The sequence below is a fragment of the Desulfoluna spongiiphila genome (assembly GCF_900101345.1).
GTDB lineage: Bacteria > Desulfobacterota > Desulfobacteria > Desulfobacterales > Desulfolunaceae > Desulfoluna > Desulfoluna spongiiphila.
The window spans coordinates 73,195-89,511 of the sequence record NZ_FMUX01000009.1; the positions used below are offsets into that span (position 1 = coordinate 73,195).

Sequence of the window (16,317 nt, forward strand, 5' to 3'; positions counted from 1 at the left end):
ATGGCTTGGTCGTTTTCTTATGAAATATTCGGGATAGGGCTCTATCGTGTTGTAAGTTGGAACAATATCACAATATTGTGCGTCTGCTGTAGTGGGGCTTAATCCGCTATGGTTTCCTATGAGGTTTACGATAATATGGATATTTTATCCGATAGCGTCGGAAGACAGGTGAAAACACGGTACTACCGAACACTGGAACTGGCAGCCGTAAAACGCCGCGACTTCGAGCATCTTCAGGAGACGCTCGTCTCGATTCTCTACGATGTGGTGGATATTGATCTCTATCAGGATGTTGCCGAAGATGTGGTGGAGTCCATCGAGGAGTTGATCGAGGGGGTGAAAGGCACCACCCTCCTGCATCGTTACGGTACCCTGCTCGATCCGTCGACCTGCTCCATCCATTCGTTTCGGCCCCTGTGCCGGGAGCTGCTGGAGCTGGTGAACCGGGTGCTGTCCGTGACGCGGGGGAACAAGGGGCAGCGGCGCATGGCCAGGATGCACACCATGGGGATACAGATCATCAAATAGCCGTCCTTCACCCCTCGACACGTGCCACGGGCAAGTGGTATATGGGGGATACGGCTCGTTTTTCTGCTTTGACCCGGACACCGAGAGGTGACGGGTGGTTCGGCCCATGTGGGTGATGAAGGGATAGTGAGGATGAAGATTTCAATTGTCGTTGCGGTGGCGGACAATGGGATTATCGGCAACGGTGCCGATATTCCGTGGCATATCGAAGGGGAGCTTTCCCTGTTCAAGGCGGTGAGCTATCACCACAGCGTGCTCATGGGGCGCAAGACCTGGGAGTCCATCGGGCGGCCCCTGCCGGGCAGGCACATCATTGTCCTGACCCGGAATCCTGCCTACGAGGCGCCGGGATGCACGGTCTGCACCTCCCTTGAGGAGGCCTTTGAGGCGGGCTGCAGAGACGGGCGGCGGCTCATGGTGGCCGGAGGCGGCGAAATTTTTAAAGAGACCTTGCCCTTTGCCGACACCCTGCACATTTCCCACATCCACGCAGAGCCCGAAGGGGACATCCGCATGCCGGAGATCCCCGATACCTTTGCACCGGTTTTTTCCCAGGATTATCCCGCCGAGATACCCTACACCTACACCATCTATGTAAAGGAACCGGGGGCTGCCGGGTCATAACGGGCCCCGGCGTCAAGGTGAGCCACCTTGAAAGCAGGTTACCGCTGCGCTTTACCCCTCGGTCCTCGGGTTAAATCACAGCGGTATTCATGTGTGACGCGTATATTTATTTTATTGTTTGAGCCTTTACCTGCTGGGGATGGCGCGGAGTTCAGCGGTCTGCAAGGGCTCGATGCTGCGATGTTTTGCCGGGTCGATGCCGTCGAAGACGCACTGGAGGATCTGGCCCGGGTCCCCATGGGTAACCAGGATGATGTCCTTCTCGTTGTAGCGTTGCCCGGTGCGCTTTATCACCTCGACCATGCGGGCGGCAACGGCGTTGACGCTCTCCACGCCGAACTCGGTGTGGTCAGGGTTTGTTTCGTCCTGCGTCCAGCCCTTTTCGTACAGCGCGCTCTCCTTCAAATCAAACTCCCCGAAAAATCGCTCCCGCAAATTGCTGTCGGGAAACCGCTCCGCCTTGAGGATTTTTGCGGCGATGGAGGCGGTCTCTAACGCGCGCAGAAAAGGGGAGCAGACCACCACCGGCTTGATCATGGGGTTGAAGAGCCCCTCGTCGGCGGCTCGGGTCATGGACCGGGTCACCTCCTCTTTGCCTGTCTCCGAGAGGCCCCAGTTGCCGATGCCGTGTTCAGGGCTGCTGACAATAAGGCCCTTTTCATTGGCCGTGCTGTGGCCGTGGCGTAAGATGAAATAGCGATTGGTATGAAAGGGAAGGGTGATCATGGGTGTCGCCTTTGTCTTGCGTGATAAAAAGAAGAAGGGCGCGGCACATGGGGTGCCGCGCCCTTGGTGTCTGTGCGTTGGGCCGTGCCTATTTTTCCGAGTCCACCAGGCCCTTGACGAACCAGTTCTGCATGGCCAGGACCACCACGATGGGCGGCAGCATGACGATGAGGGCCCCTGCAAGGGCGATGTTCCACTCGGGGAGGTCGTCGGCCAGGGGGATGAGGTTCTGCAGGCCGATGACCGCCGTCTGCATCTTGGGGTTGGTGGTGATGAGCAGGGGCCAGAGGTACTGGTTCCAGCCGTAGACAAACTCGATGACCACCAGGGCGGCGATGTTGGTCTTGGACAGGGGGAAAAGGACCTTGCGAAAAAAGGTCATGGGCGATGCCCCGTCCATCTTGGCGGCTTCGCAGAGCTCTTCCGGCACGGTGAGAAAAAACTGGCGAAAGAGAAAGGTGCAGGTGGCCGAGGCCACCAGGGGCAGGATCAGGCCCGTGTGGCTGTCCAGAAGACTCCAGTTGAGGGAGACCTCCACATCGTGCCCGGCAAACCAGCTGACCACGATGTTGAGGTGCAGCAGGTCCCAGAGGGGCTGCAGGGGCCCGAATACGTTGGCGGCCATCTCGTAGGTGGGCAGGATGCGCACCTCCACCGGCAGCATCAGGGTGCAAAAGACCGTCACAAAGGCCACGGTGCGAAACCGGTAGTCAAAATAGACGATGGAAAACGCCCCCAGCATGGAGACGGTGATTTTGCCGAAGGTGATGCCCGAGGCCATGATAAAGGAGTTGATGAGCTGGGTGGCCAGGTCCCCCCGGGTCCAGGCCAGCTTCATGTTGACGAGGAATTGATCGCCGGGTACCAGGGGCATGGGCACCAGGGAGACCTTTTCCAGGGGCAGGGAGGCGGCGATGCCCGCATAGAGAATGGGAAAGCCGACGATGATAATGCCCAGGATCAGAAAAACGTAGGTCAGAAAATCAAGTATGGGTGTCTTTTCAACCATGATGTGCCTTTACCCCGCGTATTGAACTCTTTTTTCGATGAATTTGAACTGAAACACGGTGACCCCGACGATGAGGATCATCAGAATCACGGACTGGGCTGCGGACGAGCCCAGGTCCAGCCCCACAAAGCCGTCCTGGTACACCTTGTAGACCAGGGTGTTGGTGGCGCCCCCCGGTCCCCCTTGGGTGACCGCATGGATGACCCCGAAGGTCTCGAAAAAGGCGTAGATGATGTTCATGACGGTAAGAAAAAAGAGGGTGGGTGACAACAGGGGCAGGGTGATGGCAAAAAAACGCCGGAAAGGGGAGGCCCCGTCCATGGATGCCGCTTCAATGAGCGAATGGGGAATGGCCTGGAGCCCGGCCATGAAAAAGACAAAGTTGTAGCTGATCTCTTTCCAGGCGCTGGCGATGATCACCATGGCAAGGGCGTCGTTGCCGTTTAACACCGGGTTCCAGTTGAACCCGAACCATTTTTTGAGGGCCAGGGCAACCACCCCGAAGGAGGGGTGCAGCAGAAAGAGCCAGAGGACGCCAGAGATGGCCGGAGCCACGGCGTAGGGCCAGATCAGCATCGTCCGGATCAGCGCCTTGCACCGCGTGGCCCGGTTGGCCAGGGTGGCGATGATCATCCCCAGGGAGATGGAGACAAAGGCGGTGGTAAGGCTGAAGACGATGGTGATGCCGATGGACTTGAGATAGAGGGGATCGGTAAAGATCGCCACAAAGTTCTCGAACCACACGAAAGTGCTGGACTGGCCGAAGGGATCGCTCAGGAGGAAGGATTGGATCAATCCCTGGGCGGCGGGCCAGTAAAAAAAAGTCAACGTGACCAGAACCTGTGGAAGGATCAGCACGTAGGGCAGGTATTTTGATTTGAAAACCGATCGTTTTTGCATGGGGCCTGTGGCTTTTTTTGTAAAACGTCAACGGATGAACGAGCCGGACCCGGCATGGAGGCCGGGTCCGGCGTGGCAGCCTGTTAAACCGCTGACACGGTTATGAACGTCTTTTGTAGGTTTTGGCAAAGGATTTCAACTTGATGTTGGCGCGTTTAACGGCCGTGTCCAGGGCTTCCTGGGGCGTTTTGTTGCCGTTCCAGACCAGCTCCAGCTCTTCGTTGATGATGTTTCGGATCTGGGTGAAGCTGCCGAGGCGCAGGCCCCGGGAGATTTTGGTGGGATCCCGTCGCTTGAGCTGCTTGATGCCCACTTCCTGCTTGGGATCGGCCTTGTAGTAACCCTTGGCCTTGAGGCTTTCATAGGCGTCGATGGTGGCGGGGAAATAGCCGGTCTGCTTGTGCCAGTACTCCTGGATCTCGTTGGTGGAGATGAACTTCAGGAAGGCGGCCGTGGCCTTGTACTCTTCCGGTGTGTGCCCTTTGAGCACCCAGAGGGAGGCCCCGCCGATGATGCTGTTCTGGGGTGCCTGCATGTCGGCTTCCACGGGAAGGGGAGCAACGCCCCACTCAAACTGGGCCGCTTTCTTCAGCTTGGCGATGCCGCTGATGGAGTCCATGTAGATCCCGGCTTTCTGGGCAAGGAACTCGGCCTTGGGGCCCTGGTACTTCTGACCGGAGTAGACAAATCGGCCGTCTTTGGCCCAGTCCCGGAGGCGGGTGACGTGCTTGACCATCTGGGGGTTGTTGATGGTGAGCTGTACGTCAAGGCCTTCATAGCCGTTGGATTTGGTGGCAAAGGGGATGTTGTGGATGGCGCTGTAGTTCTCCACCTGGACCCAGGACTGCCAGGCGGTGACCATCCCGGCCTTGACGCCTGCGGCACGGAGCTTGCCCGTGGCCACGCCCATGTCGTCCCAGGTGACGGGGACGGTGTCGATGCCCGCTTTTTTGAAGAGCTCTTTGTTGTAGTACATCACAGGGGTCGACGAGTTGAAGGGCATGGAGACCAGGTTGCCGTCGGCGTTCATGTAGTAGGAGAGGATGGGCTGGAGATACCGGGACCAGTCGATGTCGTAGCCGGTGTCCTTCATCAGTTCAAAGACGGGGTAGACCACGCCGGAGAGCATCATGGTCTGGGTGCCCACTTCAAAAACCTGCATGATGTGGGGCTGTTTTTTTGCCCTGAAGGCGGCAATCCCGGCGTTTAAGGTTTCATCGTAGTTCCCCTTGAAGCTGCCCACGACCTGGTACTGGTCCTGGGATTCATTGAACCGCTTGATGATTTCGTTGGCCACCTCGCCGCGAGCAGACCTCATGGCATGCCACCACTGTATGGTGACGGGTTTGGCCATGGCTGCTGCCGGGGCAAGTATCAGCGCCGCAGTGATCGTTGCAAACCATTTTCGAAGAACCATCTCTTCTCCTCCTCATCGTGGATCATTCCAAATAACACCTGATTGATTGTAACCGCTACTGGTTATGACGAGGACAGCCTATGGCGATTTCGGGGGGGCGTCAAGGCATAATCAGTCCCTGAGGGGCCCGGATACCGCAGGGGACGGGTGGCGGCGGCGGGGATTGATTTTAAAATCCGATCCCTTGTTTTGGTGCCCCGGATTTTTCGGCCGCCTGCCCGTTTTTTCGTGGGACCAGGGCCTCAGGCCGCTGAAGCGGCAACCGGCGGAGGGATCGGGGCAGAGCGCGTGATTTTTTTATTGTTTCATTTGCGGCATTCCTGCTAATACCCCTTGGATAGAGATGCGGGATCTCCTTTCCCCATGGCATCGCAGGCCGAGATCGAAGACGCAGGCCACAAGCGGTGAGGGCGACAAGAAACCCCGGCCCGTACGGGGTGCTGACAAAACAGGACAGGATATGGCTCGGCTTCAGATAAACGATGTGGTGAAACGGTATGGCAAGACCGAGGTGGTGCACGGCATCAACCTCGATATCAAGGACAAAGAGTTCGTGGTCTTCGTGGGTCCCTCGGGGTGCGGCAAGTCCACCACCCTGCGCATGATCGCCGGCCTTGAGGAGATCTCGGACGGCACCATGACCATCGGAGACAAGGTGATCAACGAGCTGGCCCCCAAAGACCGGGGCGTGGCCATGGTGTTCCAGAACTATGCCCTTTACCCCCACATGAACGTCTTTGACAACATGTCCTTCGGCCTGAAGATCAAAAAACGGCCCAAGGAGGAGATCAAGCGCCGCGTGGAAGAGGCAGCGGCCATCCTGGGCCTTGAAGAGTTCCTTTACCGCAAGCCCTCCCAGCTCTCCGGCGGCCAGCGCCAGAGGGTCGCCATGGGCCGCGCCATTGTCCGCAGACCCGATATTTTTCTTTTTGACGAGCCCCTCTCCAACCTGGACGCCAAGCTCAGGACCCAGATGCGCATCGAGATGAAAAAGCTCCACCGCCGCGTGGACGCCACCATCATCTACGTGACCCACGACCAGGTGGAAGCCATGACCCTGGGGGACCGCATCGTGGTGATGAAAGACGGGCACATCGTCCAGCAGGGAAAACCCCTGGAGCTTTTTGAAAAACCGGTGAATACCTTTGTGGCAGGCTTTATCGGGAGCCCTCCCATGAACCTTGTCCCCGCCGTGGTCAAAGGCGTTAAAGGGGGCCTTTCCCTGGAGTTTGAAGGGGAGGTCAGCCTGCCCGTCCCCGATAAAGAGGGTGTAGAGATCGCCCCGGGACAGGAGGTGGTTGTGGGCATCCGTGCCGAGGACCTGACCCTTGAAAGCGGAGAGGGCCGCTTCCCCGAAGACTGGAAACTTCCCGGTGTGGTGGACGTGGTTGAACCCCTGGGCAACGAGACCCACGTCCACGTGGACCTGGGCGGTGCCAGGGTCCTTGCAAAATGCGACGGCCGCAGGGTCGTGGCCCCGGGAGATGCCGTCCGCGTGGAGGCCAACCTCAATCAGTTGCATATCTTTGATGCCGAGACCACCATGGCCATTTATTAAAGGGAAAGCAGGTGATTAGGTGAATTAGGTCATAGGTCATAGGTTATAGGGTGCGCCGTGCGCACCGAAGGTGATCCATTATCCGAAACCGCCCGATTTTATGACAACATACCGTTCTGCTTTTGCAATCGACCCCGACGCGCCCCCAGCGCATCGGGGTTTTGTTTTGTGGTGCCACCGAATCAACGCCGGTGGGTTTGCAGAGGGCGGTAGAATGTCCCGAAACCCGGTGGCCCGCGTAGCGAAAACGGTGCGGGAGCCGCACCCTATAAAGCCCGCGAGGCCGGTCGGTGTCCCGTAGGGCGCGCCGTGCGCACCGCAAGCGATTCATTACATGAAATTACGCGATATTATGACAGCATCCCATCCCCCTTTGGGAACCATCCAAACCAAAAAAGCCCCCGGCAGAGCATTCTGCCGGGGGCTTTTGGTTTAAAACGTGGATGTGCTGTCTTTATGCGTCTGCGGGAACGCCCGCTTTTCTGGGGATGAAAAGGGACACCATGGTGCAGATAAAGAGCACCATGCAGTAGTGGACGTTGCCCACCACGGCAAGGGGGGAGATCTTGAAGATGGAGGCGGCCAAAAGGATCTGGGCGCCCCAGGGGATCAGGCCCTGGCAGATGCAGGCGAAGATGTCCAGGGTGCCTGCGGCCCGCTTGGGCTCCACACCGTTGGCCTCGGCGATGTTTTTGGCCACGCTGCCGGTGACGAGGATGGCCACGGTGTTGTTGGCTGTGCAGAGGTTGGTGAGAAAGACAAGGATCCCGATGCCCATCTCGGCGATGGCGGTGCCGCCTTTGCCGGAGGCCACGTTTCGGATGGCGTTGGAGACCACCCGTTCAAGGGCCAGCAGGCCGCCCTGGGCCTTCATGAGTTCCCCTAAGCCACCGATGAAGATGGAGAGGATGAAGATCTCCTGCATGCCGGTGAACCCGTTGTAGATCTCCTTGGCAAAGGTGAGGAGGGTAAAATCCGGGGTGGTCATGAACCCGGCAAGGCCCGCCAGGATGATGCCTGAAAAGAGCACGGCAAAGACGTTGATGCCGGAGACGGCCATCACCAGGATGGCGGCGTAGGGCAGGGCCAGGAGGAAGGAGGCGTCCTTGGCCTCGGCCACGGTGGTCCCCTTGGCCTGGAAGAGGAGCAGCACGATGGTGAAGACGGCTGCCGGAACGGCCACGGCCACGTTGACCCGGAACTTGTCCTTCATCTCGCACCCCTGGGTCCGGGTGGCCGCGATGGTGGTGTCGGAGATGATGGAGAGGTTGTCCCCGAACATGGCACCGCCCGTGACGGCCCCTGCGGTCAGGGCGATGGAGAGGCCCGCTTCACCGGCAACACCCAGGGCAATGGGGGCCAGGGCCGCGATGGTGCCCATGGAGGTTCCCATGGCCGTGGAGATCAGGGCGCCCACCACAAAAAGGCCGGGCAGGAGAAAAGATGCAGGAATCACCGAAATGGCCACCGCCACCACCGCATCCACACCACCGGTTGCCTTGGCCACGGCGCTGAAACCTCCGGCCAGCAGGTAGATCATGCACATGGCCATGATGTTGCTGTGACCGGCGCCTTTTAAAAAGCGTTCAACGGTCTCCGTAAGGCTCTGCCTGGAGAGGAGAACCGACAGGATAATGGCGGGCAGGGCTGCCACCGGAGCTGCCACCTGGTAGAAAGCGAAGCTGGTGCCCACGCTTTGGAAATAGAGCCCGCTTCCCACAAAAATGGCAAGAAAGAGGCCCAGGGGAAGGAGCGCGGAGACGCGCGGCTGGGTGGAGATAATCCTGTTCACTGTCGTTCACCTCGATAACTTCTATATATTTCAGATGATTGCCGTAATTTTAGAAAAAAGACACCTTATCAGCATCGGGAAAGACAGTCAAGGCGTACGGTCAACCAATTTTGCCGATTGGGTTGACAGTCGCGGGGTTGGCCGTGGTTGAAGGCTTTCCGGGTTTGGCTTGGCGATTGACATCCGTCGGTGAATTAGGTATATCGTCAAATTTCTGAGTCCCCTTTTTTACACTTTTAAAGTTTGGGCGGGGGGATATTGAAAGTCTGGATCTGAAAGATGTGCCGTGGATTCGACAGGGCGGGCTTTTTGTTTGACGATACACAATCGATATCCACGACGGAAAAGAGGTTGCATGAAACAGCGAGATCAATGGGGGACCCGTTTGGGGTTTATCCTGGCGGCGGTTGGATCCGCCATCGGCATGGGGAACATCTGGCGTTTCCCTTACATGGTGTACGAAAACGGGGGCGGTGCCTTCCTGATCCCTTACTTTGTGGCGGTCTTTACGGCCGGTATTCCTCTGCTGATCCTTGAGTTCGGGGTGGGGCAGAGACACGCCGGGGCCACCCCGGTGACCTTCCGCTCCCTCAACAAGAGATGGGGGTGGATCGGCTGGTGGCAGCTTCTCGTCTGTTTTGTCATTGCCAGTTATTACGTGGTGATCATTGCCTGGTCCTTCTCTTATTTTACCCTCTCCTTCAACCTCGGTTGGGGCGAGGACACCAGCGCCTTCTTCTTCAAGGAGTACCTGCACCTGTCCGACGGCCCCTTTTCCATGGGCGGCATCCAGTGGCAGATCCTGGCCCCCCTGGCCATGGTCTGGCTTACCTGCTGGGGCGTGCTGATTTGCGGCGTTAAAAAGGGCATCGAAACGGCCAATAAGTTCTTTATGCCCGCCCTGTTTGTCATGGTGATCCTCATCATGGCCCGAGCGGTGACCATGCCCGGCGCGGTGGATGGCCTGAGCTGGCTTTTTAAACCTGATTTTTCCGCCCTTGGAAACATCAAGGTCTGGGCGGCTGCCTTTGGACAGGTCTTCTTCTCCCTGAGCATCGGCTTCGGGATCATGATCACCTACTCCAGCTACCTGTCCGGGGAGTCCGACATCAACAACAACGCCTTCATGACCGCCTTTATCAACTGCGGCTTCTCCATGCTCGCAGGGATCATGATCTTTTCCGTCCTGGGCTACATGGCCGCCCAGAAGGGTGTTCCCATTCAGGACGTGGTCTCCTCCGGCGTGGGCCTGGCCTTTGTCACCATTCCCCAGGCCATTAACTTCATGCCCGGGGCCAGCTTTATCGGTGTGCTCTTCTTTCTCTCCCTGCTCTTTGCCGGGGTAAGCTCCATGATCTCCATCTGTGAGGCCTGTATCGCAGGGATCCTGGAAGGCTTCAAGATCAGCCGCAAGGCAGCCACCACCCTGTTCTGCGGGCTCGGCTTTGTCGTGAGCCTTGTTTACGCCACCGGGGCCGGCCTCTATGTCCTTGATATCGTCGACCACTTCATCAACACCTACGCCGTTCTCCTCGGTGGTCTGATCGAAGTGGTGCTTCTCTCCTGGTTCTTCGACCTGGAGTCCATCAGGGAGCATGTCAACCGCACCTCCGACTTCCTCGTGGGGCAGTGGTGGAGCTTTTGCCTCAAGTTTTTTACCACCTTTGTGGTGGCCTACATGATGGTGATGAAATGCGTTGGTGATATCACCACGCCTTATGAAGGGTACCCCTCAAGCGCTCTGGGGGCCTATGGCTGGGCCGTGGTTGCGGTTCTTCCTGTTCTTGCCATTGTTTTAAGCAAATGCGACTTGCTGGGTCGAAAGGAGTAGCGATATGGAAACATCAGCCGTTTTGATGATGGTCTTCGGGCTGGGGGTTACCTGGGGAGGCGCCTGCTTCTGCATCGGCATTGCCCTGCGAAACCTCAAATAGCATCCCGCTCTATCTCTGTACCTCTTAAAGGGGGCCCTTTCAGGGGCCTCCTGTGGAAAAAAAGTGTGCACCCAACGATCCCGGCCTTGTCCGGTTATCGATTCGCGGTGTAAGATACTCAATGCCGTCGAGGGCTACCCGGCGGCATTGTTTGTTTGATGGTGAGTGTGCACGAATCGCGGGACGCAAGGAAAGGAGACAGGGCATGGAATCGCTTCGAGAGTTATACAGAACAGGGGTCGGACCCTCCAGCAGTCATACCATGGGACCCAGGCTTGCCGCCGAGGTCTTTGCCGGGGACCATCCGGAGGCCGCTTCGTTTCGGGTGACCCTGTTTGCCAGCCTGGCCGCAACGGGCAAGGGGCACCTGACCGATGTGGCGGTGACCGAAGGGTTGGCCCCGGGTTCGGTGGAGATTATCTGGCGCCCTGAAGAGCTCCTTCCCGGCCATCCCAACGGCATGCTCTTCGAAGCCCTGGACAAAGCGGGGAGCACCGAGGCCGAGTGGCTGGTCTACAGCACCGGCGGCGGTGCCATCAGCGAGACCGGGATGCCCCCTGCCAGCTCCCATACCTACGATCTAACCACCATGGAGGCGATCCTCGCCCACTGCCGGAAAGAGGGGATTCCCTTCTGGCAGTATGTGGAGGCCTGCGAAGGGGAAGACATCTGGGACTTCCTGCGGGAAAAACTCCAGGACATGATGGGAGCCCTCGACCATGGCCTTGCAACCGAAGGGGTGCTCCCCGGCGTGCTGGGACTCACCCGAAAAGCCTGGACCTTTCACCAGAAAGCCGTCATGAGCGGCGACCATTTCCGGCGCACAGGCAAGATCAGCGCGTACGCCCTGGCTGTCTCCGAAGAGAACGCCGCGGGCGGCACCATTGTCACCGCCCCCACCTGCGGGGCCTGCGGGGTCCTTCCGGCCGTGGTCCGCTATCTGATGGAGGTGGTGAAGGCCGACGAGATTATTTTCCTAAGGGCCCTTGCCACTGCCGGGCTCATCGGAAACCTCATCAAATTCAACGCCTCCATCTCCGGTGCCGAGGTGGGGTGCCAGGGAGAGGTGGGCACCGCCTGCGCCATGGCCGCCGGAGCCGCCGCCCAGATCCTCGGGGGCACCGTTTTGCAGGTGGAGTACGCCGCCGAGATGGGCCTCGAACACCACCTGGGCCTCACCTGCGACCCCGTGGCTGGCCTGGTGCAGATCCCCTGCATCGAACGAAATGCCTTTGCGGCCACCCGGGCCATGAACTGCGCCGATTACGCCCTTTTTTCCGACGGGTCACATTTTATCTCCTTTGACGAGGTCGTGCGCGTCATGCGGGAAACAGGCCATGACCTTCCCAGCCCCTACCGCGAAACCGCCGAGGGCGGCCTGGCCCGGGCCTACAGCAACCGGATGGGCGAGACAGATTGATTGGGTTATGCCTGATCTTAAAAAGATGGGTCTAACAAACAGGTCTTTATCGTTTGTCGTGAATGGTGCTTGGGCCGCGACCTCCAAAAAACGAGAAAGATCGACCGAAACGGAGCGCCGCACTCCGGTGCGGATTTTTAGTCTGTCGTTACCCGTGCCGCACAGGAGTGCGGCGCTCCAGGGGACAAGGGGCTGATGTACAAATGCCGATCAAGGCCGACGTTTGTTTGAAAGGCGGATGTGATTTGATCCGAAGAAGGCGTTTTATTCTCTCTCGTTCGTTGACCATAGATTAGGACCACATGAAAAAGAAAATTTACATTGCCGACACCGGCGGGACCATCGGGATGAAGCCGGGGGCCAGGGGCTACGAGCCGTCTCCGGGATTCCTGAAGGATCAGATGGCGAAGATGGCCGTGCTCAGGAGCCCCTCCATGCCGGAGTACCATATCCATGAGTACGATCCGCCCCTGGACTCGTCGAGCATGAGCCCTGCGGCCTGGTTCGACATCGCAGAGGACATTGCGGCCCACCACGACGACTACGATGGGTTTCTGGTGATCCACGGCACCGACACCATGGCCTACACGGCCTCGGCCTTGCCGTTTATGCTGGAGGGGCTCCAAAAACCGGTGATTTTAACCGGTGGCCAGATCCCCTTGTGCGAGGTGAGGAACGACTCCCGGGAGAACCTTATCACGGCCATGTTGCTGGCGGGCCGGGAGGATATCCACGAGGTGTGCCTCTTCTTCGACAACCGCCTGTTTCGCGGCAACCGCACCACCAAGTGGAACGCCGGAGGCTTTGACGCCTTTGATTCCCCCAATTTCCCGCCCCTGGGCACCACGGGCATTGATATCGAGATCAAGCGGCATCTGCTGCTCCCGAAGCCGGACGGCCATGACCCCTTGCGGGTGCAGCGGCTTTATCAGTCTCCGGTGGCGGTGCTTCGCCTGTTTCCCGGGATCTCGGCTGCGGTGGTGAAAAACCTCCTGGCCCCGCCCATCAAGGGCCTGGTCCTGGAAACCTACGGGGTGGGCAACGCCCCGGACAACGATCCAGAACTCATGGCGGTCCTTAAAGAGGCCACGGACCGGGGGGTGGTCATCGTCAACTGCACCCAGTGCCTGAAAGGCCGCGTCATGATGGGGGCCTATGCCACGGGCTCGGGCCTTCTGGAGGCCGGTGTCATCAGCGGGTTTGACATGACCCCGGAGGCGGCTCTGGCCAAAATGTTTTTTCTCTTCAGCACCCGTTCGGACACCGCAGAGATCCGGGATCTCATGCAGGCCAGCCTGAAAGGGGAGCTGACAGAGTAAGGTTGCAGAAATAAAATCAATGCCTCCGGCGGCGAGGTGTGCCACCTCGAAAGCAGGCTGCGAATGCGCTTTTGATTTTGATTGGTCTGAATTTGCTCTTTAAAGCCTGTTTATTAAACTTTTTAAAAGTTTAGCTCCCGGCAGGGCCGCCGGAGGCAGTTTGAACTTGGCTGCCTCTGGCGGCAAGGTGTGCCATCTTGAAAGCGGGTTTCCGCAGCGCTTTAACCCTCGTGCCCCGGGTCAAAGCACAGCGGCTTTTTTATGGGGTTCGTACATTTATTTTTGCGTGAGCCCTAACATAGAGAGTTCACGAGTCGAGTGCCTCCATAGTCGAGGCACCAGGGCTGCATATGTAGAGGATGTCGAGCTTGTCTATCGCGAGGGTTGACAGCGCAGGGGAATCTGTCTTATTGGTTGATGTAGTCAATTAAATGAGAGGGCAAGACCATGGCGGAAAACACAGACCGGTTTGTAGGCTATATCGATGACATCGTGTGGCGGTTCGGCATCCATGTTCAGGACAACAGCTGCTGCCACGGTATGTCCTATGCGGACATCCGGGCGTTGAAGGAGATTTCCCTGGAATGCGACTGCTCCATGCAGGGCATTGCGCAGAAGCTTGGGTTTACCAAGAGCGGTGCCACCCGGGTGGTGGACAGGCTGGAGAAAAAGGGGCTCGCCGAGCGGCGACGGAGTGAGGCGGATGGGCGGGTTTGCTGCGTCAGCCCCACGGCCAAGGGGCGGGATGCCCTGGATGAGATCAACAGGAATGCCCATGCCAGGATGGACGAGATCGTGGAAAAAATCGATGAGCCCATGCGGCAGATCATTTTGACGGCCCTGGAGAGTTTTATAAGCGCCACGAACAAATAGCCACAAGGGATTATATGGTGATCATGTGAGGCATCGGCCGTTTTCGTCCGGTGCCTTTTTTGGTGCTGTTGCCGGGGCGAGGGATTTTCCCCGGCCCGGCAACATTGTTTTGGTGGTCTGACGCGCTTTGATAAATGGAGTTGTGGACGCAGGCTCGGTTATTTTTCGGAATTCAGCTCGCTTGCAACACGCTCACCGTAGCGATACGCCTCCATGCCCTCTTGAAACCGGTCGTTCCGGTATGAGATTGATCCGGCCCTTAAAGGTCGGGTCGGTAAATACATGGTTTCAATGAGCGGGTTACCCCGCGAGTTTCCATAGCATTCGCAGGCCCGAGGCCATGAGGGACAAGGCCAGGATCATCCGGATTCTCCGCTGGTCAATCCGGTGCATGGCCCGGGTGCCGAGCATTCCTCCGGCAAGGGCGGAAACCGAAGCCGCCGCGCATGTCTCAAGGGAGAGGGACCCCATGGCCGTATACGCCATGAATCCGGTCAGCGATGAGAAGGGCACGGCAAGGGCCGTCACCATGGCGATCTGTTGAGCGCGGAACCCCATGCCGTGGAGGGCGGGTACGATGACCCCGCCGCCCCCCACGCCCAGCATGCCCGAGATGAGTCCCGACACCGATTCCAGCAAGGCGCTTTCCACAGGCGGGCATGCGTCTCGTGTCGTATCCGGGGATTGTCCGGTGGGCCGGATAATGACCAGCCCGGACAGGATCATGAAACACGCGAACAGCCCCTGGAGGATGAGCTGAGGAATCTGTGAAGACAACCAGGCGCCCATGGGCGCGGCCGGAAGGGAACATGCAATCAGCGGCCACCAGGGGCCGGGTTTGAGCTGTCCGCTTCGAAGGTTGTGGACGGTGGCCCCGCCCAGGCTCGCCACGTTGACCAGCAGCGCCACGGGTCGAGCGGCACCTGCGGGAACGCCAACGGCCATCAGCGCCGGGACCAGGGCCACCGCACTGCCCACCCCGCCAAGGGCAAAAAAGAAGCTGAGCCCAAAGGCAAGGCCTGCAACGGTTATCAGCAGCATGGACGGCATCCGCACTGGGGCCTGGTCTCGGTGGTCTGGTGTACGCCCGCGGCATGCAGGGGGCCGGGTTTGAGCATTTTTGCCATTTCGGGCAACCCCTGGGGAATCATGGAGACCTGATCAAAGCCTTTGGCAATGAGATAGGCCATGGCAACGCTTGGCCGCCAGGGCTCGCCCGCAAAAAGAACCACCGGAATGTCCCCGGGGATTTCATCGAGCCGGTCCGGCAGCTCGTGCAAAGGGATGTGAACGGCAACGGGCAGCGAAAACCCGTCTGCTTCTTCGCGGGTGCGCAGGTCCAGTAAAAATGCCCTGTTTTTGATCAGCCCGGGAAGGGCGGTGGGGGCGGTTGCAAATCCTCCGGTGCCGAAGGCTTCGAAGTCCATCTCTCTGAAGTAGTCTTTCAAGTTATCCATAAAGCGCCTCGTTACATGCTGCAGGGTTGGGTGTGTGTGCCGGTGGTCTCTGCCCGTCGAAGGATTTCTGCGGGGGTAAAAAGCCGCATCATTTCTTCTGAGTTTGCCAGCAGGGTCCGGGCGGACGCGATGCCTTCGGCTTTCAGGTAAAAAGCAGCCATGCTGGCCCGCACCACCGAGGTGCAGAAGACGACAACGGTTTTGTCACGGGGCACCTCGTCGATGCGGTCGGGAAGCTGCTCCAGGGGGATATGAAGGGCATCCCCGAATCGGGCGTAGAGTCTCTCTTCATCTGTGCGCACGTCGAGAAACAGGCACTGTTCGGGGGTGGCAAGGCAGTCTGCGGCCATGGCAAGCGTTATGCCGTGCTGGCCGGTTGCAAAGAAATGAAGATCCATGCTCTTGATGGTCTGGTCCAATCGATTCATGCGTTTCGTCCTGGTTGGGTCCATGCGAAATGGTGTTCAAGGGTTGGCCTCCGGCAGGATCGCCGGAGGCTTTTTTTGTGGTCAGTGGGCTGTTCGAACCTGAAATGGGGCCAATGGCTCAGCACCCGCATCCGCAACAGGGGTTTTTCTTCTCCTTGTTCTCAGGCTGTTTCTCCTCAGCTTTTTCTGCGGGGCCCGGCTCGGTGCCGGAGATCTCTTCGAGCTCCATGGTGCAGCAGCTCTCCGATTTTTTTCCGCCCAGAAGTTTTCCGAAAAATCCTCTTTTTTTATCCTTGGTCATGGTTTTTCTCCTTTTTATGGATGGTTGGGTT

General features: G+C 58.5%; 17 protein-coding genes. 8 read left to right on the top strand and 9 right to left on the bottom strand.

Annotated features, from left to right (window positions below; translation table 11 throughout):
* Window positions 1–135 precede the first annotated feature (135 nt).
* Window positions 136–528: a hypothetical protein gene (locus tag BLQ12_RS13160; RefSeq protein WP_139163968.1), complete on the top strand. Its 393-nt coding sequence runs from the start codon at window positions 136–138 to the stop codon at window positions 526–528.
* A 132-nt stretch (window positions 529–660) separates the two neighbouring features.
* Window positions 661–1,152 carry a dihydrofolate reductase gene (locus BLQ12_RS13165; RefSeq protein WP_092211126.1) on the top strand — a complete coding sequence of 164 codons (492 nt, stop codon included), beginning with the start codon at window positions 661–663 and terminating at the stop codon, window positions 1,150–1,152.
* 126 nt (window positions 1,153–1,278) lie between these two features.
* Here BLQ12_RS13165 and BLQ12_RS13170 read toward each other — a convergent pair whose 3' ends face one another.
* The 4 genes from BLQ12_RS13170 to ugpB form a co-directional block, all read right to left on the bottom strand.
* Window positions 1,279–1,878: a histidine phosphatase family protein gene (locus tag BLQ12_RS13170; RefSeq protein WP_092211127.1), complete on the bottom strand. Its 600-nt coding sequence runs from the start codon at window positions 1,876–1,878 to the stop codon at window positions 1,279–1,281.
* A gap of 88 nt (window positions 1,879–1,966) precedes the next feature.
* Window positions 1,967–2,887 (bottom strand): ABC transporter permease subunit, encoded by a 921-nt coding sequence (locus BLQ12_RS13175; protein WP_092211128.1) that lies wholly within the window; start codon window positions 2,885–2,887, stop codon window positions 1,967–1,969.
* Window positions 2,888–2,896: 9 nt separating this feature from the next.
* The gene (ugpA, locus tag BLQ12_RS13180) at window positions 2,897–3,787 is read right to left on the bottom strand and encodes a sn-glycerol-3-phosphate ABC transporter permease UgpA (protein WP_092211129.1); all 891 of its coding nucleotides are present in this window, start codon (window positions 3,785–3,787) and stop codon (window positions 2,897–2,899) included.
* A gap of 100 nt (window positions 3,788–3,887) precedes the next feature.
* The gene (gene ugpB, locus BLQ12_RS13185; protein WP_092211130.1) at window positions 3,888–5,204 is read right to left on the bottom strand and encodes a sn-glycerol-3-phosphate ABC transporter substrate-binding protein UgpB; all 1,317 of its coding nucleotides are present in this window, start codon (window positions 5,202–5,204) and stop codon (window positions 3,888–3,890) included.
* Between the two features lie 460 nt (window positions 5,205–5,664).
* On the opposite strand from ugpB, the gene BLQ12_RS13190 reads away from it, so the two are divergent.
* Window positions 5,665–6,762 carry an ABC transporter ATP-binding protein gene (locus BLQ12_RS13190; protein ID WP_092211131.1) on the top strand — a complete coding sequence of 366 codons (1,098 nt, stop codon included), beginning with the start codon at window positions 5,665–5,667 and terminating at the stop codon, window positions 6,760–6,762.
* A gap of 454 nt (window positions 6,763–7,216) precedes the next feature.
* Here BLQ12_RS13190 and BLQ12_RS13195 read toward each other — a convergent pair whose 3' ends face one another.
* A complete protein-coding gene (locus BLQ12_RS13195) occupies window positions 7,217–8,554 on the bottom strand; it encodes a Na+/H+ antiporter NhaC family protein (protein ID WP_092211132.1) in 1,338 nt (445 codons plus the stop codon).
* Between the two features lie 355 nt (window positions 8,555–8,909).
* Here BLQ12_RS13195 and BLQ12_RS13200 point away from each other — a divergent pair, with 355 nt between their 5' ends.
* The 5 genes from BLQ12_RS13200 to BLQ12_RS13215 all read left to right on the top strand — a co-directional run bounded on the left by BLQ12_RS13200 (window position 8,910) and on the right by BLQ12_RS13215 (window position 14,100).
* Window positions 8,910–10,385, top strand: a complete 1,476-nt coding sequence (locus tag BLQ12_RS13200) for a sodium-dependent transporter (RefSeq protein ID WP_092211133.1) — start codon at window positions 8,910–8,912, stop codon at window positions 10,383–10,385.
* Between the two features lie 4 nt (window positions 10,386–10,389).
* Window positions 10,390–10,488: a MetS family NSS transporter small subunit gene (locus tag BLQ12_RS27010; RefSeq protein WP_139163969.1), complete on the top strand. Its 99-nt coding sequence runs from the start codon at window positions 10,390–10,392 to the stop codon at window positions 10,486–10,488.
* A gap of 205 nt (window positions 10,489–10,693) precedes the next feature.
* Complete coding sequence (locus BLQ12_RS13205; RefSeq protein WP_092211134.1) at window positions 10,694–11,908, top strand: L-serine ammonia-lyase, iron-sulfur-dependent, subunit alpha; 1,215 nt, start codon at window positions 10,694–10,696, stop codon at window positions 11,906–11,908.
* A gap of 302 nt (window positions 11,909–12,210) precedes the next feature.
* Window positions 12,211–13,227: an asparaginase gene (gene ansA / locus BLQ12_RS13210; RefSeq protein ID WP_092211135.1), complete on the top strand. Its 1,017-nt coding sequence runs from the start codon at window positions 12,211–12,213 to the stop codon at window positions 13,225–13,227.
* 447 nt (window positions 13,228–13,674) lie between these two features.
* Window positions 13,675–14,100: a MarR family winged helix-turn-helix transcriptional regulator gene (locus BLQ12_RS13215; protein WP_092211136.1), complete on the top strand. Its 426-nt coding sequence runs from the start codon at window positions 13,675–13,677 to the stop codon at window positions 14,098–14,100.
* 300 nt (window positions 14,101–14,400) lie between these two features.
* On the opposite strand, the gene BLQ12_RS13220 is transcribed toward BLQ12_RS13215, so the two are convergent.
* The 4 genes from BLQ12_RS13220 to BLQ12_RS13235 form a co-directional block, all read right to left on the bottom strand.
* Window positions 14,401–15,141: a sulfite exporter TauE/SafE family protein gene (locus tag BLQ12_RS13220; RefSeq protein WP_175469752.1), complete on the bottom strand. Its 741-nt coding sequence runs from the start codon at window positions 15,139–15,141 to the stop codon at window positions 14,401–14,403.
* Entirely contained in the window at window positions 15,132–15,557 is a 426-nt protein-coding gene (locus tag BLQ12_RS13225) for a rhodanese-like domain-containing protein (RefSeq protein WP_092211138.1), read from the bottom strand. The genes BLQ12_RS13220 and BLQ12_RS13225 overlap by 10 nt, the downstream gene beginning before the upstream one ends.
* A gap of 11 nt (window positions 15,558–15,568) precedes the next feature.
* The gene (locus BLQ12_RS13230; protein WP_175469753.1) at window positions 15,569–15,985 is read right to left on the bottom strand and encodes a rhodanese-like domain-containing protein; all 417 of its coding nucleotides are present in this window, start codon (window positions 15,983–15,985) and stop codon (window positions 15,569–15,571) included.
* Window positions 15,986–16,103: 118 nt separating this feature from the next.
* The gene (locus BLQ12_RS13235) at window positions 16,104–16,286 is read right to left on the bottom strand and encodes a hypothetical protein (protein ID WP_092211139.1); all 183 of its coding nucleotides are present in this window, start codon (window positions 16,284–16,286) and stop codon (window positions 16,104–16,106) included.
* Between the last annotated feature and the right edge of the window lie 31 nt (window positions 16,287–16,317).

Excerpts from the sequence above, each read along its gene's own strand:
- BLQ12_RS13160 (WP_139163968.1), top strand. The coding sequence starts at position 136 with ATGGATATTTTATCCGATAGCGTCGGAAGACAGGTGAAAACACGGTAC.
- BLQ12_RS13165 (WP_092211126.1), top strand. The coding sequence starts at position 661 with ATGAAGATTTCAATTGTCGTTGCGGTGGCGGACAATGGGATTATCGGC.
- BLQ12_RS13170 (WP_092211127.1), bottom strand. The coding sequence starts at position 1,878 with ATGATCACCCTTCCCTTTCATACCAATCGCTATTTCATCTTACGCCAC.
- BLQ12_RS13175 (WP_092211128.1), bottom strand. The coding sequence starts at position 2,887 with ATGGTTGAAAAGACACCCATACTTGATTTTCTGACCTACGTTTTTCTG.
- ugpA (WP_092211129.1), bottom strand. The coding sequence starts at position 3,787 with ATGCAAAAACGATCGGTTTTCAAATCAAAATACCTGCCCTACGTGCTG.
- ugpB (WP_092211130.1), bottom strand. The coding sequence starts at position 5,204 with ATGGTTCTTCGAAAATGGTTTGCAACGATCACTGCGGCGCTGATACTT.
- BLQ12_RS13190 (WP_092211131.1), top strand. The coding sequence starts at position 5,665 with ATGGCTCGGCTTCAGATAAACGATGTGGTGAAACGGTATGGCAAGACC.
- BLQ12_RS13200 (WP_092211133.1), top strand. The coding sequence starts at position 8,910 with ATGAAACAGCGAGATCAATGGGGGACCCGTTTGGGGTTTATCCTGGCG.
- BLQ12_RS27010 (WP_139163969.1), top strand. The coding sequence starts at position 10,390 with ATGGAAACATCAGCCGTTTTGATGATGGTCTTCGGGCTGGGGGTTACC.
- BLQ12_RS13205 (WP_092211134.1), top strand. The coding sequence starts at position 10,694 with ATGGAATCGCTTCGAGAGTTATACAGAACAGGGGTCGGACCCTCCAGC.
- ansA (WP_092211135.1), top strand. The coding sequence starts at position 12,211 with ATGAAAAAGAAAATTTACATTGCCGACACCGGCGGGACCATCGGGATG.
- BLQ12_RS13215 (WP_092211136.1), top strand. The coding sequence starts at position 13,675 with ATGGCGGAAAACACAGACCGGTTTGTAGGCTATATCGATGACATCGTG.
- BLQ12_RS13220 (WP_175469752.1), bottom strand. The coding sequence starts at position 15,141 with ATGCTGCTGATAACCGTTGCAGGCCTTGCCTTTGGGCTCAGCTTCTTT.
- BLQ12_RS13225 (WP_092211138.1), bottom strand. The coding sequence starts at position 15,557 with ATGGATAACTTGAAAGACTACTTCAGAGAGATGGACTTCGAAGCCTTC.
- BLQ12_RS13230 (WP_175469753.1), bottom strand. The coding sequence starts at position 15,985 with ATGAATCGATTGGACCAGACCATCAAGAGCATGGATCTTCATTTCTTT.
- BLQ12_RS13235 (WP_092211139.1), bottom strand. The coding sequence starts at position 16,286 with ATGACCAAGGATAAAAAAAGAGGATTTTTCGGAAAACTTCTGGGCGGA.